The following is a 23,068-nucleotide window of genomic DNA, read 5'->3' as shown; positions in this document are numbered from 1 at the left end:
AAAGTGACCGCGTACGCGCGTGCGGCGTACGCGGCGAGGAGCTGGCGAAGTGGGCCTCGCGGCGGCCACATTGGCCGCATGACCGCACCACCCGCCCGACAACTCCCCGTCACCGCACACGCGTTCGCTCAGCGCTTCAGTTCGACCCCGCTGGGCGCCCGCCTGGCGAGACAGCTCACCCTCACCCAGCTGCACACCTGGGGCATCCCGCACGGCTCGGCCGCCTCCGAGAAGGCGGCGGCGGTGGTGGCCGAACTCGCGGCCAACGCGGTGACCCACGGCCGCGTCCCCGGCCGGGACTTCGAACTCCGCCTCTCCCTCCCCGCCGGCTCCCTCCGCATCGAGGTCACCGACACCCGGGCCGAACGCCTGCCGCCCGGCCCCGATGCCGTACACCCGGCCGATCCCCTCGGCGACTCGGGGCGCGGCCTGGTCCTCGTCGACGCCCTCGCCGACCGCTGGGAGGTCCAGGAGCGGACTCCGCCCGGCAAGACCGTACTGGCCGAGATCGACCTGCCGCGCTGGCTGTCCCTGGTCAGACGTCTGCCGCAACCATGAACACCATTGAGCGCCGCGGCGAGACGACGACCCCACAAGGCGTATACGCAGCGTATACTCGCCCCATGGCCGACGTCATGATCCGCGTGCCCGCCGAAGTCCGTGACCAGCTTGCAGCCGTGGCCGAGGCCCGGGGGACCAGTCTTCGTGCCCTCATGCAGGACATAGCCGCCCAGACGCTGACACCCGAGCAGATCAGGGAGCGTGCCGACCGGACCCGCTTCCTGCTTGCCGAGCGCTTCGGACACGACGTCTCCGACGAGGAGTCCGCCGAGATGCGACGGAAGATGCGGGAGGCCACAGCCGCTCATCGGGCGGCCCTCGCCGAAGCGGAGTCGTCCCGTTGAGCCAGACCGAGCACTACGTCCTGGACACGCCGACCCTCCTGGCGCTGGGAGGCGACAAGCAGGTGTCCGGCCTCGTCCATGCCGCGGCGGCGAGCGATGACGTGCGCCTCTGGGTGCCTGTCCTGTGTCTCCTGGAAGCCGAGCGCCGCCGTGCGGGCATGGTCGACCACGTCGGTGTGCTGGTGGACGTACTTCATGTCCTGGACGACGACTACGCGATGGCCGTGACCATCGCCGAGCTGGGGCGGGCGGGTATCGCACAGAGCACTTCGGCCGCTGTCCATGCCGCGAGGCCGAACCAGATGCTTCCGATGGGCGGGCTGATCGCCACGGTGGAGCCAGGCCCCTACGCAGGGCTCGGGGTCGGCTTCATGGACATGAACCGCTGACGGCCCGGACAGCGAAGGGAAGCGGGCGGCGAACGCGCCGCCCGCTTCCTCTCTCAGGCGTGGAGTCACGCTCCGGTCAACTCCGGTCAGGCGGCGTCCGTCACGACGTGACCGTCAGCAGGTCCCGCTGGTCCTCCGGCAGTTCCACCTTGTCGGCATAGAGCAGCGCGTGACCCGGGTCGAAGACCAGCGCCACCTCGCCCGCCAGCCCTCCGTTGCCGCTCAGCACCTGCACCACCTGGTCGCCGAGACGGACGTCGTACTCGTAGCGGGAGCCGACGTAGGAGCTGGTGATGACCTGGGTGTCGAGGCGGTTCATGCCCGACGGGGTATCGGCCGAGGCCACGACCTCCAGGCGCTCGGGGCGGACCGCGACCGTGACCGAGTCGCCCGTCGGGACGCGCTGGTCGCTGTCGACCCGTACAACCTCCCCGCTGGCGTCGAGGAGCACGGTGTGCCGGGTGCCGTCCACGCTCACCACCTTGCCGGTGAGGAAGTTGCAGCGGCCGACGAACGCGGCGACGGCGGGCGCGGCGGGCTTCTCGTAGATCTCGTGCGGCGTGCCGATCTGGATCATGTTGCCGCCGTCCATGACCGCGATGCGGTCGCTGAGCGCCAGCGCCTCGTCCTGGTCGTGGGTGACGTAGACGGTGGTGATGCCCAGCTCCTCCTGGAGCCGCTTGAGCCAGGCACGGGCCTGCTCGCGGAGCTTGGCGTCGAGGTTCGACAACGGCTCGTCGAGGAGCAGGACCGTCGGCGAGTACACCAAGGCCCGTGCCAGGGCGACGCGTTGCTGCTGGCCGCCGGAGAGCTGGTGCGGGTAACGTCCGCTGAGCGCGGCCAGACCCACCTTGTCGAGCGCGTCGTGGATCAGCGTCTTCTGCTTCTCCTTCGGCACCTTGCGGATGTTGAGCGGCAGCGCGAGGTTCTTCGCGATGGTCATGTGCGGCCAGAGCGCGTACGACTGGAAGACCATGCCGAGGTTGCGCTCCTCGGGGGGCAGGAAGACACCCGCCCCGGCGTCCACGAACGGTCTCCCGCCCACCGAGATCGAGCCCTCCGTCGGCTGCTCCAACCCGGCTATGCAGTTCAGCGTCGTCGACTTGCCGCAGCCGCTCGCGCCCAGCAGCGTGAAGAACTCGCCGTCCTTGATGGTGAAGGTGACATCGCGCAGGACGGAGTTGTCGCCGAACGTCTTGGCGAGGTTCTTGACGGTCACCTCAGGCATGGTGCTTTCCCTTCATGAGCAGTCCAGCGAGTGCGACGAAGACCGCGGTGATGCCGATCTGGAGGGTGGCCAGCGCGGCGACGGATCCGGCCCTGCCCTGCGTCCAGAGACTGAGCATGGTGGTGCCGAGGATGTTGTTGTCGGCCGAGGAGAGGAAGACGGCCGGGGAGTACTCCTTGAGCATGATCACGAAGGTGAGGATGAGCGCCCCGGCGAACGCCGGCGTGATCAGGGCCCGCAGGACGCGGAAGAAGGTCATCAGCCAGTCGGCGCCGGAGACCCGGGCCGCGTTGTCCAGCTCACCGCCGATCTGCATGATCGCCGGGGCGACCGAGCCGAACGCGCTGGGCAGGGCCCGCATGCCGAAGGCGATGATGACGGCGTAGATCGTGCCCTGCAGGACGGAACCCATCCCGAACGGGGCGAGCGCGAAGGCCCAGAAGAAGCCGATACCGATGATGATGCCGGGGAGGGACTGGGGGATGAGGGCCAGGTACTCCACCGCCCTGCCCCACCTGAAGGTCGACCGCCGGGCCACCATCACCGCGAACACCGCGAGGGCGCTGACCGTCACCGAGCCGACACCGGCCACGATGAGGCTGTTCCACAGCGACTGCACGTAGTTGTCGGAGTCGAAGACCAGCTCGTAGTTCTTCGTGGTGACCGTCTTGAACGGCGACTGCAGCGGGGTGAAGACGAGGGTGAAGGACCGCATCACCAGGCCCGCGATCGGGATCAGCGCCCCGAGGATGACGTACAGCCAGATGAACGCGACGCTCACCCACTTCAGCCAGCCCAGGTCCAGCTTGCGCGGCCGGGTCACCTTGCCGCGCACGGACACGAACCGGGCGGCGTCCTTCAACAGCTTCGCCTGTACGGCGACCAGGCTGAGCGTGACCACGAGAATCACCGTGGAGGCGGCGCCGAGCATCGTGTAGTCGGGGTCCACCGACTGAAGTCCGTTGTGGTAGAGGAAAGTCGAGAACACGTCGATGCTGACGGGCTGGCCGTACAGCAGCGGCACGCTCAGCGTCTCGATGGAGACGGAGAAGACGAGGATCGCCGAGTAGACGATCGGGGGCCGCAGCAGCGGCACGATGACCTGGGCCAGAATCCTGAACGGCCCCGCGCCGCAGACCTGGGCGGCCGACTCCAGCGAGGCGTCCGACTGGCGGAGCGCGTTGGCGCAGAAGACGTACGCGATCGGGGCGAGCGCCACGGCCTCCGTGAGCGCCATGCCGGGGATCGAGTACAGGTTCCACGGCACCGCGCCGAAGATCTGCTGCACCTTGACGCTGACGAACCCGGCCGGGCCGTACATGATGATCCAGCCGAAGCCCAGGATCAGCGACGAGATGAAGAACGGCCACTGCATCGCCAGCGCGACCAGCCGTCCGCCCGGCAGCTTCGTACGGACCACCACGATCGCCATGGGGATGGCGATGGCCAGGCTCAGGATGGTGGTGAGGGAGGCGAACAGCAGGGTGTTCAGGGCGACTTCACCGAAGCCGGCCTCGGTGAACAGGTTGCTGTAGCCGCTGAGGGTGAAGGCGCCGCCCGCCTCGTAGAGCGGGCGGTTGCGGATGCTCTGGTAGAGGGTCGGGACGATCGGCGCCAGCACCAGGACGGCGAGGAACGCCAGGACCGCGTACTGGACGACCGTGTCCCGTCCGATGCCGCGGAAGCGGCGGTAGCGTGGCGGTTCGAACGACTCCGCGGGTGTCTCGTCCGCCGGTGTGCGGGGTGGCTGGGTGAGGGTTGACATCTGCTCTGACTCCGATCGTCCCGGAAGGCTGCCTGACTACGGACGACTACTTGCGGAGTCCGTCGAAGCGCTCCTGCCAGGCGGCGGCGTCGTCCTTCGAAACCGGCTCGTACTTGACGTGGATGATGTTCTCCTCGCCGACCGCGTCCACGACCTCCTGGTAGGTGTGCAGACCCTCGCCCTTGACGCCCTCGCGGTACGAGGCCAGACCACCCTCGGCGACCGCGCGCTGCCCCTCCTCGGAGAGGGCGAAGTCCATGAAGAGCTTCGAGGTCGCCGGGTGCGGCGCCTCGGCGGCGATGCCCATCCCGCGCGGCAGGACGACCGTGCCGTCCTTCGGGAAGACGATCTTCACCAGGCCCGCGCTGTCCTCGACCACCGGGTAGGCGGGCGAGGCGCTGATCAGGAAGCCGGCCGTGTACTCACCGGCGACGATCTTCTCCAGCTGGGTGCCGGAGGAGGTCTCCGGACGGGTCAGCGGAAGGATCTTCTCCAGGTCCTTCCACGCCTCCGGGTTGCCCTCGGTGAGCGCCCGCGTGACGGTGAAGCCGAACGAGCCCTCCGGGTCGCGGACCGTCACCTTGTTCTTGTACTTGCCCTCGTCCGACGTCACGATCTTCGCGAAGTCCGTCAGCGTGGTCGGCGGGGTCTCCATCAGCGACGTGTTGTACGCGATCGTCATCGGGTCCTGCGACACCGAGTACACGCTCGGCAGCAGCTCCGCGCTCTCGCCCAGCTCCTCCAGCTCCGGCGACTTGTACTCCAGGACCGTGTTCTTCCGGGCCGAGAAGTCCGCCCACGCGGTCGCCGCGCTGGAGATCAGCACGTCCGCAGGGGAGGAACCGGCCGCGTTCTCGGAGAGCGTCTTCTGGAAGAGCTCGTCGCTGTCCAGCTCGTTGACGGAGACGGTCTTGATGAAGTCGTACTTCTTCTTGAAGTCCCGGACGATCGGCGCCATGTTCTCGTCGCCCAGGTTGGAGTAGACGGTGAGCTTGCCGCCCTCCTTCTTCGCGGCCTCGATCAGGTCCGCGTAGTCCGCCGGGTAGTAGTCCGGCACCTGGCCCGCCGAGATCTTGTTCTCCGCCACCTTCGGCGCGTCGTCGCCGCCACCGCCGCAGGCGGCCAGCGTGCCGAGCGCGAGGGTCGCGGCGACCGCCGCCGCGAGGGGGCGACGGACGGGACGCCGGTACGCGGGAGCCGGTCCGTCGAAGGGGCCGACGGTGTACCCGGTGCCGATGTGGCTGGATCTGGCCATGGTTCTCCTCCTGGCGCGTGCCTTCTGGCAGCTGTTGCCGGGAGGTTATGGACCCAGGTCAGGCCGGTAAATGCTTCACCCGTCAGAGCTCTTACTGCTCGTATTGGTCGTTGAGTTAGTGACGCGAGTCACCCCTGTCGAGCAGGTGTGGATGGCTGGGAACGATCGCCCTTGAGATGGGCCGTGAGCTGCTGGAGCCGACCCCACGCCGCCGCGTCCTCCCCGTCGCCGAGGGGGTAGTGCAGCGCCGGGCGGGTGGTCGGGCCCAATCCCACCGGCTGGACTTCGACCGGTGGCCGGCGGGCGTGGTCGAGGCCGATGGTGTGCACGTCGTCCGGGCCGAGTGTGAAGGTCGCGGGCAGCGGCGGGCCCTCCAGCCGGGGCGGGGTCGTGAGGTCGGCACGGCCCACGCGCACCGAGGCCAGCATGGTGCGCAGCCCGTGCTCCCTGACCAGGGTCTCGGCCAGTTCTTGGAGGCGGTCCAGCGGAAGGCCCTCACCGGCCGCGTACCCGACCGTGAGGACGGCGTCCTCCTCCACACCCTTCGTCGTCCGGGTCACCCGGAGCGTCGCCATGGCCGGCCGGTCCGGGGTGCCCACCACGATCAGTTGCGACGGCTCGGGTGCCCGCTCCCGGGCCAGATCGGTCAACTGCCGGGGCGACCAGGGCAGGTTGACCGGTTCGGCCGGGCCCCAGCCCGCCGGGGCGGTACCCGTCAGCGTCTTCCAGGCCGCCTCCAGCGCGCCGCCCAGCAGCAGCCGCTCGTCCGCCCTGTGCCCGGTACGGAGGGCGACGATCAGCTGCCGGCCCGCGGCTTCCCGCACCGGGCGGGTGAAGGCGGCGGCCACGGTTCCCGTCCCGTCCTCCGACAGCACGGGCGAGAACGCCTCGTCCCGCCAGCGCAGCACCGCCCCCGACAGCCCGTCGTAGTACCCGCACTCCGGGTCCTGGACGACCCAGCGGTTGGGGACACGGGCGAGCGTCGTACGGGCCGCCGGCGTCAGACGCACCCCGGCCGGGGTGACGATCTGCAGGGAGCGCCGGGACGCCACGGCCGTGCGCATGATCTCCGCGAGCCAGCTGGTCAGGGCGACCACCGGCCGGTCGATGAGGACAACGGCCGCGTGGTCGGTCACCACGTCCACGGCGGGCTGTCCCGACCCCGCCGACGGCACGGCGGACACGTCAACGATCTCCGTGCCCGCCGCCTCCGGAGGCCAGGTCGTACCGCCCAGCAGCGCGTTGAGCCGCCCGCACACCACCCCCGCCAGCTTCTCCGCCTCCGGCACCGCCGTGGACGCCCGTGCCTCCGTCCACCAGAACGGGGCCTCCACCCGCTGCCCGAGCAGCCGCTCCGCCTCGCCAGGCACCTGCACCAGCACCGGCGACTCCACGGACACCAAAGGGCGCCCGCCCGGACCGTGCAGCTGGACGACCGCGCCGTCGGCCGCCGCCGACAGGTCCAGGTCCGCGCCACCGGCGTACAGACTCGCCATCAGGGCCCAGACGTTGGGCATCTTCGGGGTGAGGGCGATGACGTCCTTGGTCACGGGCGGTGGCCCTCCTCGCTGTCGAGTGCCGTGTCAAGTGCCGTCTGGATCAGTTGATGGGCGCGGCCCCGGCGGACCAGCGTGCCCCGGCCGGCCGGCTGGGCCGAGGCGTACAGGCCGGGGAAGAGCTGGCCCTCGCTGCGCTCGCCGGTCATCAGCAGCGCGGCCGTACCCGTCTCGCGGAGGGTCTGCAGCAGCGGTTCGTACATCGCCCGGGACGCGCCCGCCACCCGGCGGGTGATCACGAAGTGCAGCCCGATGTCCTGCGCCGACGAGACGTACGGCAGGAAGGGCGACAGCGGCTGCTGGCCGGCGGTGGTGAGGATGTCGTAGTCGTCGACCAGGATGACGATCCGCGGGCCCTTGAACGCGGGCTCGTCGCTCAGCGCGTCCGGGTCCGCCGTCTCCGGCATCCGCTTCTCCAGCTCGCTCGCGATGCCCGCCGACAGGCCCGCCGCGAGCTTCGCGTTGTGCGCGTACCCACCCCGGTACGGCTCCGGGATCACGCCCCGCAGCCCGCGCCGGGGGTCGAAGACGCCGAAGACCAGCTCCTCGTCCGAGTACCGCTCCACGAGCTGCGCGGCGATCAGCTTCAACAGGTTCGTCTTGCCACACTCGTTGTCGCCCAGGATCAGCAGATGCTGGTCCGAGCCGAACAGGTCGAGGAGGGCGGGCGCCAGGGCGTCCTGGTCCACGCCGATCGGGACCCGGTGCGGCTCGGCGACGAGCGACGGCAGTTGCGTGACGGGCAGCCGGGTGGGCAACACCCGTACGGGCGGCGCCAGTTCGCCGTGCCAGGTGGAGCGGATCGAGCGGGCCGCGTCCTCCAGCGCCGGACCGAGGTCACCCGTCGACGGCCGCCCGTCCAGACGGGGGAGGGCGGCCTGCGCGAACAGCTTGCCGTCGGTCAGGACGCGCCCCGGAGTGTCCGGCGACAGGGTCTCGGAGAGCTTGCGGTCCACGCTGGAGTCGCTGGGGTCGTTGAGCCGCAGCTCCACCCGCGTCCCGAACATCGACTGCGTCGCGATCCGTACGTCGTTCCAGCGGAGCATGCCGCCGACGACATGGATGCCGTAGCCGCCCCCGCGCTTGAGCAGGTCCACGACCGTGTCGTCCAGCTCGGCGAACTCGTCGCGCAGCGCGCCGAACCCGTCGATGAGCAGCACGATGTCCGTCGACCCCAGCTCCCGCAGCTCGCCCCGCCCGCGCAGACGCCGCAGCTGGTCGACGGAGTCGATCCCGTGCTCGCGGAACAGCTCCTCCCGCTCGACGAGCATCGTCCGCACCTCGGCGACCGTCCGCGCGGCCCGCTCCCGGTCGGCCCGGCCCGCGATTCCGCCGACGTGCGGCAGCCCGGAGAGGGCCGAGAGACCACCACCGACCAGGTCGAGGCCGTAGACGGCGACTTCGGCGGGCGTGTGGGTGGTCGCCAGCGACAGCGCCAGGGTCCGCAGCAGCGTCGTCTTGCCGGACTGCGGGCCGCCGATCACCGCGGCGTGCCCGCCCGCGACCGTCAGATCGAGCACCCAGTGGCCCTGCCACTGCTTCGCCGGATCGTCCAGCACGCCCAGCGGCACCCGCAACGGGCCCTCGGACGCCGTCAGTCGAAGACCCCGCTCGTCCACCTGCACGGGTCCGGCCGCCGCGTCCAGCGTGATCGCGTCCGGCAGCGGTGGCAGCCAGATCCGGCGCACCGGCCGTGCGGCGGAGGCGAGTTGGTCCACCATCACCGACATCACCGTCGGCCCCGTCTCCCGCTTGGTCGCCTTGGGCTCCTCGACGGCCTCCCCCGAAGGGGCCGCGCTACCGAGCGTGTTGTACGTCGGATACGGCCGGACCAGCGGGGTGTCGTCCTCCTGCGCCACGAGCGCCGGGCCCCGGTACGCGCCCGACACGTACCCCGCCTTGAACCGTTCGTACGTCGAGGTGTCCACCTTCAGATAGCCGAAGCCAGGCAGCGGCGGGAGGTGGAAGGCGTCGGTGGTGTCGAGGACGGTCCGCGACTCGTCGGCGGAGAAGGTGCGCAGCCCCAGCCGGTACGAGAGATAGGTGTCCAGCCCCTTGAGCTTGCCGCCCTCGATGCGCTGGCTGGACAGCAGCAGATGGACGCCGATGGAGCGGCCGATGCGGCCGACGGACAGGAACAGGTCGATGAAGTCCGGCTTCGCGGTGAGGAGTTCACCGAACTCGTCGATCACCACGAAGAGGTGGGGGAGCGGTTCGAGATCGGGGCGACGGGTCGCGCGCAGGGCCGCGTAGTGCCCGATGTCGGCCACGTTCCCCGCGTCCTTCAGCACCTGCTGACGGCGCTTGACCTCGCCGGCGAGGCTGGAGTGCACGCGCTCGACGAGCCCGGCCTGGTTCTCCAGGTTGGTGATCACACCGGCCACGTGCGGCAGCTCGGTGAAGGGCGCGAAGGTCGCACCGCCCTTGTAGTCGACCAGGACGAGCGCCAGGTCCTCGGGGGAGTGGGTGGCGGCGAGCGCCAGCACGAGCGTGCGCAGCAGCTCGCTCTTGCCGGAACCGGTCGCGCCGACGCACAGCCCGTGCGGTCCCATCCCCAGCTCGGAGGACTCCTTCAGGTCGAGCAGTACGGGCTCGTGCCGGTCCGTGACACCGATGGGCACGCGTAGGAACTCACGCTCACCGCGCGGCGCCCAGAGATCGGCCAGATTCAGCAGCGCCGGGTCGTCGATGCCGAGGAGACCGGGGAAGTCGACGGGGCCGGTGACCGGGGTGCCCTCGGCCGCCGACTCGGCGGACAGCCGTAGCGGCGCGAGCAGCCGGGCCAGGCCCTCGGCGCCGGCGGCGGTCACCTCGTCGGAGGTGCCGTGGGCGACCCCACCCGTGGTGCTCCCCTCGGCCGCCTGCGGCTCCCGGAGGTCCTCCACGGCGACCTGGTCGCCCCGCACGGTGATCCGCACCGACACCTGGTCGGGCTCGTGCACCTGCTCCTCCAGCAGATGCAGCACGGTGACCCCCATGTCCGGCAGGCCCACCGCCGTGTCGGGACGCGGCAGTTCGGCGGCCGTGTCCCCGTACTCGTCGCTCACCACGAGCATCCGGGACGCCAGCCTGAGCGCCTTGCGGTCGGCGAGGCCCCGGCGCACCTCCGCCGCGTACGAGGCACGCCGGCCCAGCTCGTGCCGGAAGTGCCGGGCCAGCTGCGGCAGGCTCGGCGCGATCCGGCGGGCCGCCACCGGGCCGTCGTGCTCCTGCCCGTCCAGCATGTGCGGCAGCCACTTGGCCCACTCCCAGTCGGCCAGCCGCTCACCCGGCACCCCGAGCGCCACGGCCACGTCGTCCGGCGCGTGCGAGACGGCGACCTGCACGAGGAGCGCGCGGGCCACCCGCAGGACGCCCTCCCGGTCACCGACCACGCTGACGTTGCCCGCCCGGTCCAACGGCACGGTTATCGGGCAGTCGTTGGCGACGGAATAGCGGGCGAGCAGTGCCCGCGCCTCGTTCAGCATGAACGGGTCCGGCGGCGTCAGCACCCCGCCCTGGTTCTGCCCGATGGCCAGATCCGCCACGGGCACGTCACCGGTGCCGACCCGCACCCGCAGGAAGTCCGCGTCCTGCCGCCGCCGCTCCCAGAGCCGGGCGGGGTCGCGCACCAGGTCGTACAGCGCCTCCGGAGGCGGATTCAACACCCGTGCGAGCCGCCGCCGCTCCCGCTCCTGTGTCCCGAACTCCTCGCGCAGCTCCTCCAGATACTCCAGATACCGCTCCCGCTGCGTACGGCGGGTGCGCTGGGCCTTGCCACGCTGGGAGAGGAAGAGGGCGACCGCACCGAGCAGGGCGAACACCAGTACGATCGCGCCGAGCGCCGCGAACTGGCTGTTGCGGATCACGGTCATCATCACGACCGAGCCCATGACACCGGCCATCGGCAGCAGCGCCGTCGCCGCCGTCCCCGCCTTGCCCTCCGGTAGGTTCGGCGGCGGCTCGATCGTCCGGGCCCCGGCGGCCCCGAGCGGACGGGTGCTCCGCGCGGGCCGGTGGATCAACTGCTGGGTCACGGACGGACCCCTTCTCGTCTCGCTCGCGTGGCTGCCGTGGTCATCGCATCCTCACCGCGCGGGTCATCGCCTCCGCCGCCAGCGTGATCGCCGCGTCACGGGTCTCCTGGCCCAGCAGGGCGGTCCGGATGGGGCCGCCCTGGGCGAGGTGGCGGTCGTAGGGGACGGTGACGACATGGACGCCGGACTCCTTGAGGTGCGCGACGGCCGTCTTGCGGTCCAGCGTCATGTCGGGGGAGTTGGCGGTCAGCGCGACGACGGTCGAGGCGAGCGCGGAGTGCGGCAACTGGCCGAGCCAGTCCAGGACCTGGCGGGTGCCGTTGACGCCCTCGGCGGTCATCGGCGCGACGACCACGCGCGCGTGCGCCGTGTCCATCGCCGTACGGGCCACCTCGCCCGGCAGCGTCTCGCAGTCCACCACGGTCACCGCGAAGTAGCGCCGCAGCGCTAGGGTCACGGTGCGGTACGTACGGATGTCCAGCGGGGCCCCGACGCGGCCCTGACTGGCGGGCAGCAGCCAGCCGCCGTCCGACACGGGCACCAGGTAGCCGGTGACATCGGTGAGCTGCATGGCGGGGTTCAGGATCTCCGCCAGGTCGGCCGCCGCCCAGCGCACCGAGTCGGCGCCCATCCGCACCGGCAGCGTGCCGAGCGCCGCGTCCGCCTCCAGGGTGAGCACCGGGTCGTGCCGGTAGTGGTTGAACGTCCGCCCCAGCAGCGCGGCCATCGTCGACTTGCCGACCCCGCCCCGGATCGACGTCACGGCGATCACCCGCCCCGTCGTCACCGGCTGCTGCAACTCCCGGGCGATCCGCGTCTCCTCCGCGACGTCCTGCGCGGCCGACGAGGTCAGCTTCCGGATCGACCGCCCCGTCCGCCGAGCCACCGAGTCCCCGTGCTGCGGCCGTCCGAGCGCATGCGCGAGCCGAGGATCGATCGTCGGCACCGAGTCGGGCGCCCGCATGGGGGTCCCGGGTGCACGGGAGCCACGACGGGCGGGCGCGGCGGGGTTCACGCCGGGCGCGGGGGAGGCGCCGGGTGCCGGGGAGGCGCCCGGAGAAGAGGAGGCGCCGGTGGCCGGGCGGGCACCATCGCCGGGTCGGCCGGGGCGCGCCGGATCCCCGGGCGCGCCCGGAGACTGCGCGGCGGCCTGCGGGTGACCCGTACGGGGGTCGGGGGCGGACCCTACGGGGCCGGGCGCGACGGGGCCGTGTGTGACGGGGCTGGGCTGGGCCGGTGGTGGTTCGACGGAGTGCGACGGGTGCGGTGCGGCGGGCTGCGCCGGAAGCCGACCGTCGGCCATCGGCCGCATCGGCAGCGGTTGGACGGGGTCTGGCCGCACGGGGCCCGGCTGTGCCGGCGCCGGCCGCGAGGTCTCCGGCTGAACCGGCGGCGGCTGAACCGGCACCGGCTGCACGGGCACCGGACGTACGGGCCGCTCGCTCCCGCCCTCCTCCGAAGGCCTCACCGGTCCCACCGGTCCCGAAGGCCTCACCGGTTCCGAGGGCCTTGCCGGTCCCGGAGCCTCCGTCGGCTCGGACGGCAAGGACCGCACCAGCCTGAGCGTCGGCTCCGCTCGACGGGCCGGCGCCTCGGGCCTCCCGGCCCCACCGGGGCCCCTGTCCGCCCCCGCACCGAATGCCCCCGCACCGGACGCCCCCGGATCCGAAGCAGCGACTCCACGCGCACCGAAACCGCTGCCCTTGCCCACACCGGCCCCGCCGCCTTCACCCGCACCGGACGCGCGGCCCTCCTCGGTGCCCTCGCCGGAGGCCCCGACCCCGGCCCCGGCCCCGGCTCCCTCCCGCCCCAGTTCGCGCAGCACATCCCGCTGCCAGTCCCCTGCCTGCGCCATGTGTGGCCCCCAGCTCCTAAGCGAAGGTGTCGAGCAGTCGTCCGTACACCCCGAACACCCCGATGAGCAGTGGGAACAGGGTGATGACGCCGATGGACTCGAACGTGTCGCCGAGACGCCGCAGCCGTACACGTACGTGCTCGGCGGGCTGGACGGCGAGCACCAGCAGCGGCAGTGCGGCCAGCAGGGCGAGGACGGCGAGCGGGCCGGCGGTGTCGCCGGAGTGGTCCCGCCAGACCGCGACCAGCCGGACGGCGAGCACGGCGGCCGCCCCGAGCAGCACCACGACCTCGGCGACCAGCGGGAACGCCCGTGCGCGCAGGGCGAGTACGACCATGGTGAGGACCGCTAGCAGGACGGTCCACTTGCTGGGCGCGCGCAGGACGAACACCCCGGCCACGACCGCCGAGACGGCCATGGTGACCGTGGCCAGGACCAGCCCCCGGTGCGTGGCGGAGAGGGCCGCGGCCACCTGGTAGCGACTCACAGAGGCCCCGGCGGAGCGCCGGTCGTCGAGGCCGGAGAGGCCCGAGGCCATCAGCGCCAGCCGGGGCAGCAGTCCGAGCACGACCACGGAAACCACCGCGAGGACCGCCCCCGCCTCGGCCTGCTCCGTGACCGAGGCCGCCCCCGTGCCCGACACGAGCGCGGCGACCCCCAGCCAGCACACCACGGCCCCGGCCAGTGCCCCCGCCCCGACCAGCCCACCCCGCCCGAGGGGAGTGAACAGCCCGAGGAGCACGAGCGTGACGACCCCGGCACCGGCCATGGCCGCCACCTGCGGGGCCGCGGTCCAGTCCTGGGCCTCCGCCAGCGTCGAGGCGCCGAGCAGGCCCAGCGCACCGGCCGTCGCGATCAGGGTCGCCGCCAGTCCCCGCTTCCCGGCCCGCCCCAGCAGCGCACCCGCGAGCGCGGCCACCAGCGCGACGACGAGCAACGCCCCGGCGACGGCTCCGGGTTCGTACGCGGTCCGGGCGAACACCCCGGCGGCCAGGGCCCAGCCGACCGTGGCCGCCCCGGCCGTGACCCGGCGCGTGGCCGGCCGCCAGCGCCAGCCACGGGCGTCGAGATCCTCGGCCGCCTCGTCCGTGACGTCGTGCACGACGGGCGCCGACGGAGCGTCCTCGGCCCGCACGAGCCGCAGTACGGCGCCGTCCGCGACCCCGGCCGACTCCAGCGTGCTGTCGTGGGCCAGTGCGGAGCCGTCCGCGGTGACGAGGTGCCGCAACTCGGGCCGCTCGCCGACCCGGTCGTCGAGCAGCCGCATCACCTCCGGCAGCAGCAGCCCGACCGGCTCCCGGGAGGGCAGCACGAGATCCACGCGCCGCCGCTCGCCCACCAGCGTGACGCGGCTGAGCGCCGTACGACCGCCGTCCGTGCTCTGCCCCAAGGTCCCCGTAGACATCACGCGTTCGAACCTATCATCGGGTAGAAGTGCTGGTCGGGGCTGTGGAAACGGTCGGGGAGGGCGTGACGGAGGGCTGCACGGAACCCCCGTACGGGCTCTTGCCGATGATGCGGTTCGACACGAAAGACCACCCCACACATCCCGCGCACAGCACCGCCGCGATGACGATCCCGGCGAAGACCTTCCCGATCCGTTCGTCCACCGAGCGCCGCTGCCGCTGCGCCCCGAACAACAGGGCGTCCCGCAGCCGTCGACGGCGCACCGACACCGACTCCAGCAACTGGCTGTCGTAATCCTGCGCCGCCACGGCTACGGGACCTCGTTTCCTTCTCCGTCAGTCGATCCGGTCGACCTCCGTCGCCGGAGCGGTAGACCTCCGTCAGCCGATCTGGTCGACCGCCGCGCGGGCCTTGGCCAGCGTGGACTGCGCGGTGCCGTCGTTCTGTTCCAGCGTGGTGCGCACCAGCCGGATGATCTCGCGGACCTCGCCCGCGGCCTTCTTCCAGCGCTCTTCCTTGCCGTGGTAGTCGTCGGAGACACCGTCGGCCTGGAAGTCGGTCATCGCGGCCTTCACGGCGGCGTCGCGGTCGCTGAGCACCCGTTCCAACTGCCCCACGATCGTGCCGAGCGCGGTCTGCACCTCGCCCGAGGCACCGGTGTCGTACGAACGGCGGTCCTGGTTCTGAGCCATGGTGACTTCCCCCTCGTTCCTGCTTATCGTGCGCCGAAGCGGGCCGCGTCGAAGTTGGCCAGGCCCATGTTCTGGTTGGCGTTGTCCTGGGACTCCACGTCACCGGTGCCGAACGCGTTGTCCATGCCCGACTGACCGCCCAGGATCGCGGCGAGCGAGCCGTTCAGATCGGCGGTGATCTCGTCCGCGCGGTTCTTGAACGAGTCGAACGCGGCCTTGCCCGCGCCGTTGAACTTGCCCTCCAGCGGTTCGGCCGCGCTGATCAGCAACTGGATCAGCGTCCCGAGGTCGTCACTCGAACCGACCGTGCTCTTGCCGAGCTCCGCCAGGGTCGTCGACCCCATGTCGAACTTCACGTCGTGTCCACCCCCGTGTGTCTGGGTCACCTACGTCTCGAACATGCTCTCCCACAACGCGTTGCACCCGCAACGCGCTTGCCCGCAAGGTGACATCATCGGGACATAATTCGAACACCCCTGTGGCGAGGCCGCCTTACAGCCCGTTGGCCTACCAAAAAAATCCCACGTGCCCGTGCAACCCTCCCCGCACCCCGCGGGTCGTACGTGGCATCAGGACTTCTCGGAGGGGGATCCGGGGGGATCGCGGGGGGTTCTGGTACGGAGGGGAAAAGCCGAGGGGCCCGGTCCACTGAACCGGGCCCCTCGAAACATCTCACCAGCTCGGGAAGGAACGAGCCGGCTCAGAAGAACACCCCGCACCGCAACAGCACGTTCGCGTACGGCCGCGCCTCCCCGGTCCGTACGACCAGCCGCGCCCCCGCCGACCGTTCCTTCAGCTCCTCGTGGGGGACCAGTTCCAGCTCGGGGAAGCGGTCCTCCAGCAGTGCCGTCGCCGCCGGATTCGCCGCACGCACCTCGTGCGCGGCGGTCGCGCCCTCGATCACGAGCTCGTCGAGCAGCCCGTTCAGGACCTCCTCGAACGACGGCACCCCGGCCCGGAACGCCAGGTCCACCACCCGCGGTCCGTCCGGCACCGGCATCCCCGCGTCACACACCAGCACCCCGTGCCCGTGACCCAACTCGGCGACGGCGCCCGCGAGACGCCGGTTGAGTATCCCGGCCCGCTTCACAGCGCCGCGACCTCCTCCGCGGTCGGGAAGGACACCTGCGCCCCAGCCCTGGTGACGGCGGCGGCCCCGACCCGGGCCGCGTACCCGGCGGCCTCGGCCAACCCGGCCCCCGCGCCCACCTTCCACGCCAGCGCGGCCGTGAACGCGTCCCCGGCCCCCGTGGTGTCCACGGCGTCCACCTTCACCGCCGCCACCCGGGCACTGCCCTCGGCGGTCGCGACCAGCGCCCCCGCCGCCCCCAGCGTGACGACCACGGAACGCGGCCCGAGCGCCAGCAGCGCCCCCGCCCAGTCCTCCGGCGAGCCTTCGAGTTCCCCGCCGACGATGACCTTCGCCTCGTGCTCGTTGACGATCAGCGGATCACACGCCGCCAGCACCTCCTGGGTCAACTCCCTCGGCGGCGACGGGTTCAGCACGAACCGGGTGCCCTCCGGCAACCGCCGTACGACCTCCACCACCGTCTCCCACGGGATCTCGAGCTGTGCCGAGACCACCCGCGAGGCCCGCAGCAGCGCGTCCGCCGCCCGCACGTCCCCGGGGGTCAGTTTCCCGTTGGCGCCGGGCGAGACCACGATGCTGTTGTCGCCGGACGGGTCCACCGTGATCAGAGCGACCCCGGTGGGCGCCCCGCCGACCAGCACCCCCGAGGTGTCCACCCCGGCCGCGCGCTGCGAGTCGAGGAGCAGCTGCCCGTTGCCGTCGTCACCGACCCGCGCCAGCAGCGCCGTACGCGCCCCGAGCCGGGCCGCGGCCACCGCCTGGTTGGCACCCTTGCCGCCCGGATGCACGGCCAGGTCGGAGCCGAGCACGGTCTCCCCGGCCCCCGGTCGCCGCTCGACACCGATCACCAGGTCGGCGTTGGCCGATCCCACGACCAGGAGGTCGTAGTCGTACATGAATGGTCTCCTTCGTTAGCCGCTGAACCGGACTGTCAGCCGCTGAACTCGGCCACGTTCTCGGACGTGACCACCTTCACCGGCACCATCACCGACTTCTGGACCTTCTCGCCGTCGGCGGCCTTCACCGCGTTGCGCACCGCGATCCTGCCGAGTTCGGCGGGCTGCTGCGCGACCGACGCGTACAGGGTGCCGTTCTCCACGGCCTTCAGACCGTCGGCCGTGCCGTCGAAACCGATGACCTGGACGGACTTCCCGGCCTTGGCGCCGAGCGCCTTGATCGCGCCGAGCGCCATCTCGTCGTTCTCGGCGAAGACACCGTCGACGTCGGGGTTGGCCTGGAGGAGGTTCGTCATCACGTCGAGGCTCTTGGTGCGGTCCCAGTCGGCCGGCTGCCTGGCGAGGACCTTGATGCCCGGGTAGGCCTTCAGCCCCTCGGCGAAGCCGGCGCCGCGCTCCCGGCTGGCGGAGGTGCCCGCCTGGCCCTGGAGGATGACGATCTCACCCTTGCCGCCGAGCTTCTCGGCGAGCGACTTGGCGGCGAGCTTGCCGCCGCTGACGTTGTCGGAGGCGACGAGCGCGGCCGTGTTCGCGCCGTTGACCGCGCGGTCGACGGCCACCAGCGGGATGTCCGCCTTGTTGACGGCCTTCGCCGCCGGGGTGACCGCGTCGGAGTCCACCGGGTTGACGATGATCGTGCCGAGACCCTCGCTCGTGAAGTTCTGCAGCTGGTTGGCCTGCTGCGAGGCGTCGTTCTGGGCGTCGGTGACCGACAGGTCCACGCCCAGCTTCTTCGCCTCGTCCTGGGCGCCCGCCCGGATCTGCACGAAGAAGGGGTTGTTGAGCGTCGACAGCGACAGCCCGATCTTCTCGCTCTTCGCCGCCGACGACCCGCTGTGCAGGAAGGAGGTGGCGCCCACGACGGCCGCCGCGACCACCGCCGCCAGCACATACGTCACCGCCTGCTTCCTCCGGTCCGCGGAGCCACCGGTACCGGCCGCGGCCGGAGTTGCTCCCGCCTTCCGGCGCACGGTGTCGAGCAGCACCGCCAGCGCGATCACGACACCGATGACGACCTGCTGCCAGAAAGCGGACACGGACAGGAGGTTGAGGCCGTTCCTGAGCACCGCCAGGATCAGCGCGCCGATCAGCGTCCCCGACGCCTTGCCCGTGCCACCGGCCAGCGAGGCGCCGCCGATGACGACCGCCGCGATAGCGTCCAGCTCGTAGCCCTGCGCGGCCTGCGGCTGCGCGGAGGAGAGCCGGGAGGCGAGCACGATGCCCGCGGCGGCGGCGAACAGCCCGGACAGCGCGTAGATGACGAGCTTCTGCCGCTTCACCCGCAGCCCGGACAGCCGGGCCGCCTCCTCGTTGCCACCGATCGCGTACATGGCACGCCCGATGTACGTACGCCCGAGGATCACGGCCGTGACGATGCCCAGCACGACCATCACCAGGACCGGCACCGGCAGCCAGCCGCCCAGGTTGTCCCCGAGGTGCGAGACGGACTCCGGGAACGCGATCGGGCTGCCCTGCGAGATCACCAGCGACAGACCGCGCCCCACCGACAGCATGGCGAGCGTCGCGATGAACGGCGGCAGCTTCCCGTACGAGATGAGGAAGCCGTTGACGAGACCGCACGCGATGCCGGTGACGACGGCGAGGAGCACGGCTATCGGGACCGGTACGCCCTCCGACGTGGCGCTCCATGCCAGCACGGTCGCCGACAGGGCGGCCACCGAACCGACCGACAGGTCGATGCCCGCCGAGACGATCACGAAGGTCACACCGAACGCGAGGATCGCGGTGACGGCGGCCTGGACACCGATGTTGAGCAGGTTGTCGGCCGTCAGGAAGTCGCCGGAAAGCACCGACATGGCGACGACGAGGACGATGAGCGCGGTCAGTGCGCCGTTGTCGAGCAGGAGCCGGCGAAGCCCCGTCGCTGTCGAGGCGCCGCTCGCGCCCGTCGTGCTCTTGAGCGTGTCAGCGGCCATCGGGGGCCTCCGTTTCCGTCACGAGGGTGGTGGGGTGGGAGACGGCGAGCGCCATCACCGCGTCCTGGGTGGCCTCGGCGGCGGGCAGTTCACCCGCGATCCGCCCCTGGGCCATGACCAGCACCCGGTCGCTCATACCGAGCACCTCGGGCAGGTCACTGGAGATCATCAGGACGGCGGCACCGGCGGCCGTCAGCTCGTTGATCAGTTCGTAGATCTCGACCTTGGCGCCGACGTCGATGCCGCGCGTCGGCTCGTCGAGGATCAGCACCTTGGTGTCCGCCAGCAGCCACTTGCCGATGACCACCTTCTGCTGGTTGCCGCCGGAGAGGGTGCGCACGTGCTGGTGCAGCCCGGCCATCCGGACCCCGAGCTGCTCGGCGACGCGGGCGGCGTTCACCCGCTGCCCCTTGAGGTTGACGAACCCGCCCCTGGTGGCGCCCCGCAGGGTCACCAGACCAAGGTTCTCCTCGACGGACGCGTCCAGCAGTAGCCCCTGCCCCTTGCGGTCCTCGGGCACGAGCCCGATCCCGGCGGTCATGGCGGCGTTGACGTCGTCCTTGGGCACGGCGGAGCCCCTGACCCGCACGGCCCCCTTGTCGTACGGATCTGCGCCGAACACGGCCCGCACGACCTCCGTACGCCCGGCCCCGACGAGCCCCGCGATACCGACGACCTCACCGGCCCGCACCTCGAAGCTCACGTCATGGAACACGCCGTCGCGCGTGAGCCCCTCGACGACGAGCAACGCCTCCCCGGCGCCGGAGTCGCCCTGCTGCCGCGGGTACTGCTGCTCGATGGAGCGCCCGACCATGAGCCGTACGAGCTCGTCCTGGGGCGTGGAGGCGGGGACCTGCCCCACGCTCCTGCCGTCCCGGATGACGGTCACCCGGTCACCCAGGGCGGCGATCTCCTCCAGATGGTGGGTGATGAACACGACGCCCACCCCGTCCGCCCGCAACCGGCGCACGATCGAGAAGAGCTTCTCGACCTCCTCGGTGGTCAGCACGGCGGTCGGCTCGTCCATGATCAGCACGCGCGCGTCGAGACTGAGCGCCTTGGCGATCTCGACCATCTGCAGCCGTGCGATACCGAGTTCACGCACCCGAGCGCGGGGCGACACCTTCACCCCGACCCGCTCCAGCAGGGCAGCGGCGTCGGCCTCCATCCGCTTCCGGTCGATCATCCCGAAGCGGCGTGGCTGCCGCCCGAGGAAGATGTTCTCGGCGACGGTCAGATCGGGCACCAGGTTGAACTCCTGGTAGATGGTGGCGATCCCGAGCCGCTCGGAGTCCTGCGCCCCATGGATGCGCACCTCCTCGCCCTGGGCCAGGATCCGTCCCGCGTCGGGTGTGTAGGCGCCGGAGAGCATCTTGATGAGCGTGCTCTTGCCCGCGCCGTTCTCACCGAGCAGCACGTGCACCTCGCCCCGGCGCAGATCGAAGTCGACGCCGTCCAGCGCGACCACACCGGGAAAGGTTTTCCGTATGCCTTCGATGCGCAGCAACTCGTCCGGGTCGCTCACGACGTGCTCCTGTTCGTCACGGGGGACTCGACGGGGGAGTCGAGGGGAGAGCCGATGGGGGAGTCCATGGGGGAGTCGACAGAGGCCTGGGCGGAGGACTCACCGCAGGAGAGGCGTGCGACGAGACGGGCCGGGAGGGTGACGGACTGCGGGGGCCGCCCCTCGATCCGGTCGACCAGCGCGCGTACGGCGGCCCGCCCCAGCTCGCCCGTCGGCTGGGCGACGGCCGTGATCGGCGGATCGGTGTGCACGAACCACGGGATGTCGTCGAAGGCGGCCAGCCCGACATCCTCAGGAACCCGCATCCCCCGCGCGCGGATGGCGTCCAGCGCGCCGAGCGCCATCAGGTTGTCGGCGGCGAAGACGACCTCGGGCGGCTCGGCCAGATCGAGGAATCCCTCGGTCACGCGCCGCCCGCTCTCGGCCTGGAAGTCGCCCTGCCCCGTGTAGTCGTCGGGCAGCGGCAGTCCGTGCTCGGCGAGCGCCTCCCGAAAGGCCTCGACACGTTCCCGACCGGTCGTGGTGGCGGCGGGCCCGGCGATGATCGCGAGCCGCCGATGCCCGAGCCCGTACAGATGAGCGACGAGATCCCGCACGGCACCGCGCCCGTCCGAGCGCACGACGGGCACATCCACCCCCGGAATCCACCGGTCCACGAACACCATCGGCGTGCCGGCCCGCACGGCGTCCAGCATCAGCGGCGATCCACCGTCGGTCGGCGACACGAGCAGCCCGTCGATCCGCCGGTCGAGCAGATTCCGTACGTGGTGATCCTGCAACTCGGGCCGCTCATCGGCGTTCCCGATGATCACGCTGTACCCGAGCACCCGCGCTTCCTCCTCCACGGACCGCGCCAGCTCCGTGAAGTAAGGGTTCATCACATCGCTGATCACCAGCCCGAGGGTGTGGGTCTGGTCGGTGCGCAGGGAGCGGGCGACGGCGTTCGGGCGGTAGCCCAGCGCCTTGACGGCGGCCAGCACACGCGTACGCGCGTCCGCGCTGACCGACGGATGGTCGTTCAGCACCCGCGACACCGTGGCGACGGACACCCCCGCCTCGGCCGCGACATCCTTGATGCCGGCCATCGCCGCTCCACCTCCTCGTGGAATCGATTACACGACCGATTGGAATCGATTCCATAGGCCTGAAGCAAGGGTGAAAAGGTGGCTGAAATCCAATCGTGACCGAGGGGTGGGAGGGGGCGTGGGGGCTTGAAAGGGTGCCGAGGGGCTGAGGGGGCGTGACGGTACGAAGCCGGCCGCTGGAAGCGGTAAGAGATCCGGCCCGGCCGTCCATCTCCCCGCCGCCGACCCCACCCATGGGCCGACGGCGCCTGGCCCGACAGTCGAAACGAGGACCTACGCGTCCGCCAGCCACGTCAACATGCGGCCCCGGGACCAGCAGCGGCCCACGGCCTCGGCCCGCAGGGCGGCCCCGTCGAACACCGCCAACCCGATGATGCTGTGGCCGGAGGCGCGGCGATCGCCGAGCGTGGGGATCGCCGGTGCGACTCCGACCCCCTCCGCCGACACCCACGCCACCGCCCGCCCGGCCGCCGCTTCGTCGAGGCGGTGCAGGAAGCGCAGGCGGCTCTCCAACGGAAGGCGCGACAACGCCCACGTCGTGGTGACGACCGGCAGGGCGTCCGCGGGGACCTGGGCGAAGGCGTCGGGCAGCACGTCGACGGCGTCACCCCGCAACAGCAGCGGAGGTGCCGTCGCCACCAACACGATCTCCGCTTCGAGCGTCGCGACCCGCTCCGGCTGACCCGGCTGGCCCGGCTGATCGGGCCACAGACAGGCACGCAGCCATCGGGCGTCGTCCGGGTCGGTCACGTCGACCGGATCCGGGTCGATGCCGACCCGGGCGACGACCTCGGGCATCGCCCGCGCCGGGACGGGCCGGTCTCCCACGACCGAACACGACACCCGCACGGGAGACGACGGGTCGCCCAGCGAAAGCCCGTCGCCGTACGTGATGCCGACACGGTCGACTTGGAGATTGAGCCCGGTCGAACACCCCACGTCGATCAGCCCGACCGTGTGCGCGCCCACCCGGCGCGCGGCCTCGGCGATGGCCGGGTACAGCACGGCGCAGCGCCCGTTCTCGTTCTCGCTCCCGTTGGTTGGCGTCCGCCGACGCGCGGCGATGGCCACGACCGAGTCGGTCATCCGCGACAGCGTGTCGATCGCCGCGTCGGCGGCGGCGTCGCCGTCCGCGGTCGCATAGGCCGCGGCCAGCGCCGGGGCGCGTCCGGCGAGGGCGAGATCGTGCAGGGCGGCCAGGATCAGCGTGGGATGCCGCTTGCGCGCCGGCGCCGCCTCGATGGCGCGCAGCGCCTCGTCGGACTCACTGAGGGCGACGGCGACGCGCTCGTACAGCGACGATGTCCCGGCGGCGTCGACCTCACCGAACTGCCGATACACCTCAGCGAGTGTGCGGGCCTTACCCACGGTCGCGGCGCCTCCTGCGGTAGCCCTGAGATCCCGACG

At 71.5% G+C, this 23,068-nt stretch carries 19 protein-coding genes; 3 read left to right on the top strand and 16 right to left on the bottom strand.

The genetic code is table 11. The features are described 5' to 3' along the window. Positions 1-78: 78 nt before the first annotated feature. From ACFY9I_RS03980 to ACFY9I_RS03970, 3 genes are all read left to right on the top strand, one after another. Entirely contained in the window at positions 79-558 is a 480-nt protein-coding gene (locus ACFY9I_RS03980; protein WP_390996295.1) for an ATP-binding protein, read from the top strand. A 65-nt stretch (positions 559-623) separates the two neighbouring features. Beyond that, complete coding sequence (locus ACFY9I_RS03975; RefSeq protein ID WP_390996292.1) at positions 624-905, top strand: Arc family DNA-binding protein; 282 nt, start codon at positions 624-626, stop codon at positions 903-905. Continuing rightward, complete coding sequence (locus ACFY9I_RS03970; protein WP_390996289.1) at positions 902-1,294, top strand: hypothetical protein; 393 nt, start codon at positions 902-904, stop codon at positions 1,292-1,294. Before ACFY9I_RS03975 ends, ACFY9I_RS03970 begins: the two co-directional genes overlap by 4 nt. Before the next feature lie 100 nt (positions 1,295-1,394). Here ACFY9I_RS03970 and ACFY9I_RS03965 read toward each other — a convergent pair whose 3' ends face one another. From ACFY9I_RS03965 to ACFY9I_RS03890, 16 genes are all read right to left on the bottom strand, one after another. Beyond that, complete coding sequence (locus tag ACFY9I_RS03965) at positions 1,395-2,522, bottom strand: ATP-binding cassette domain-containing protein (RefSeq protein ID WP_390996286.1); 1,128 nt, start codon at positions 2,520-2,522, stop codon at positions 1,395-1,397. Continuing rightward, complete coding sequence (locus ACFY9I_RS03960) at positions 2,515-4,287, bottom strand: ABC transporter permease subunit (RefSeq protein ID WP_390996284.1); 1,773 nt, start codon at positions 4,285-4,287, stop codon at positions 2,515-2,517. The genes ACFY9I_RS03965 and ACFY9I_RS03960 overlap by 8 nt, the downstream gene beginning before the upstream one ends. Before the next feature lie 46 nt (positions 4,288-4,333). Beyond that, the gene (locus tag ACFY9I_RS03955) at positions 4,334-5,542 is read right to left on the bottom strand and encodes an extracellular solute-binding protein (protein ID WP_390996282.1); all 1,209 of its coding nucleotides are present in this window, start codon (positions 5,540-5,542) and stop codon (positions 4,334-4,336) included. A 128-nt stretch (positions 5,543-5,670) separates the two neighbouring features. Continuing rightward, positions 5,671-7,092, bottom strand: a complete 1,422-nt coding sequence (locus ACFY9I_RS03950) for a DUF6177 family protein (RefSeq protein WP_390996279.1) — start codon at positions 7,090-7,092, stop codon at positions 5,671-5,673. After that, positions 7,089-11,114, bottom strand: a complete 4,026-nt coding sequence (gene eccCa, locus ACFY9I_RS03945) for a type VII secretion protein EccCa (protein ID WP_390996276.1) — start codon at positions 11,112-11,114, stop codon at positions 7,089-7,091. Before eccCa ends, ACFY9I_RS03950 begins: the two co-directional genes overlap by 4 nt. Positions 11,115-11,154: 40 nt before the next feature. Then, a complete protein-coding gene (locus ACFY9I_RS03940; protein WP_390996274.1) occupies positions 11,155-12,078 on the bottom strand; it encodes a type VII secretion protein in 924 nt (307 codons plus the stop codon). A 907-nt stretch (positions 12,079-12,985) separates the two neighbouring features. Continuing rightward, positions 12,986-14,374 (bottom strand): type VII secretion integral membrane protein EccD, encoded by a 1,389-nt coding sequence (gene eccD / locus ACFY9I_RS03935; RefSeq protein WP_390996271.1) that lies wholly within the window; start codon positions 14,372-14,374, stop codon positions 12,986-12,988. Between the two features lie 16 nt (positions 14,375-14,390). Continuing rightward, on the bottom strand, positions 14,391-14,684 hold the full coding sequence (locus ACFY9I_RS03930) for a hypothetical protein (protein ID WP_390996269.1): 294 nt from the start codon (positions 14,682-14,684) through the stop codon (positions 14,391-14,393). 72 nt (positions 14,685-14,756) lie between these two features. Next, entirely contained in the window at positions 14,757-15,068 is a 312-nt protein-coding gene (locus tag ACFY9I_RS03925; protein WP_390996266.1) for a pore-forming ESAT-6 family protein, read from the bottom strand. A gap of 23 nt (positions 15,069-15,091) precedes the next feature. Beyond that, positions 15,092-15,424: a hypothetical protein gene (locus ACFY9I_RS03920; RefSeq protein WP_390996263.1), complete on the bottom strand. Its 333-nt coding sequence runs from the start codon at positions 15,422-15,424 to the stop codon at positions 15,092-15,094. Between the two features lie 344 nt (positions 15,425-15,768). Continuing rightward, the gene (rbsD, locus tag ACFY9I_RS03915; RefSeq protein WP_390996260.1) at positions 15,769-16,158 is read right to left on the bottom strand and encodes a D-ribose pyranase; all 390 of its coding nucleotides are present in this window, start codon (positions 16,156-16,158) and stop codon (positions 15,769-15,771) included. Beyond that, positions 16,155-17,054, bottom strand: a complete 900-nt coding sequence (locus ACFY9I_RS03910; RefSeq protein ID WP_390996257.1) for a PfkB family carbohydrate kinase — start codon at positions 17,052-17,054, stop codon at positions 16,155-16,157. The genes rbsD and ACFY9I_RS03910 overlap by 4 nt, the downstream gene beginning before the upstream one ends. A gap of 35 nt (positions 17,055-17,089) precedes the next feature. Further along, on the bottom strand, positions 17,090-19,051 hold the full coding sequence (locus ACFY9I_RS03905; RefSeq protein ID WP_390996254.1) for a substrate-binding domain-containing protein: 1,962 nt from the start codon (positions 19,049-19,051) through the stop codon (positions 17,090-17,092). Then, positions 19,041-20,576 (bottom strand): ATP-binding cassette domain-containing protein, encoded by a 1,536-nt coding sequence (locus tag ACFY9I_RS03900; RefSeq protein ID WP_390996252.1) that lies wholly within the window; start codon positions 20,574-20,576, stop codon positions 19,041-19,043. Before ACFY9I_RS03900 ends, ACFY9I_RS03905 begins: the two co-directional genes overlap by 11 nt. Then, positions 20,573-21,661 carry a substrate-binding domain-containing protein gene (locus ACFY9I_RS03895; protein ID WP_390996249.1) on the bottom strand — a complete coding sequence of 363 codons (1,089 nt, stop codon included), beginning with the start codon at positions 21,659-21,661 and terminating at the stop codon, positions 20,573-20,575. Before ACFY9I_RS03895 ends, ACFY9I_RS03900 begins: the two co-directional genes overlap by 4 nt. Positions 21,662-21,934: 273 nt before the next feature. Then, positions 21,935-23,029 carry a DUF2332 family protein gene (locus tag ACFY9I_RS03890; RefSeq protein ID WP_390996246.1) on the bottom strand — a complete coding sequence of 365 codons (1,095 nt, stop codon included), beginning with the start codon at positions 23,027-23,029 and terminating at the stop codon, positions 21,935-21,937. Between the last annotated feature and the right edge of the window lie 39 nt (positions 23,030-23,068).

Origin of the sequence: Streptomyces sp. NPDC012510 (genome assembly GCF_042955065.1) — a bacterium.
Classification (GTDB): Bacteria; Actinomycetota; Actinomycetes; order Streptomycetales; family Streptomycetaceae; genus Streptomyces.
The sequence above is the reverse complement of the archived record's forward strand: the minus strand, read 5'-3'. Positions and strand labels throughout refer to the sequence as shown.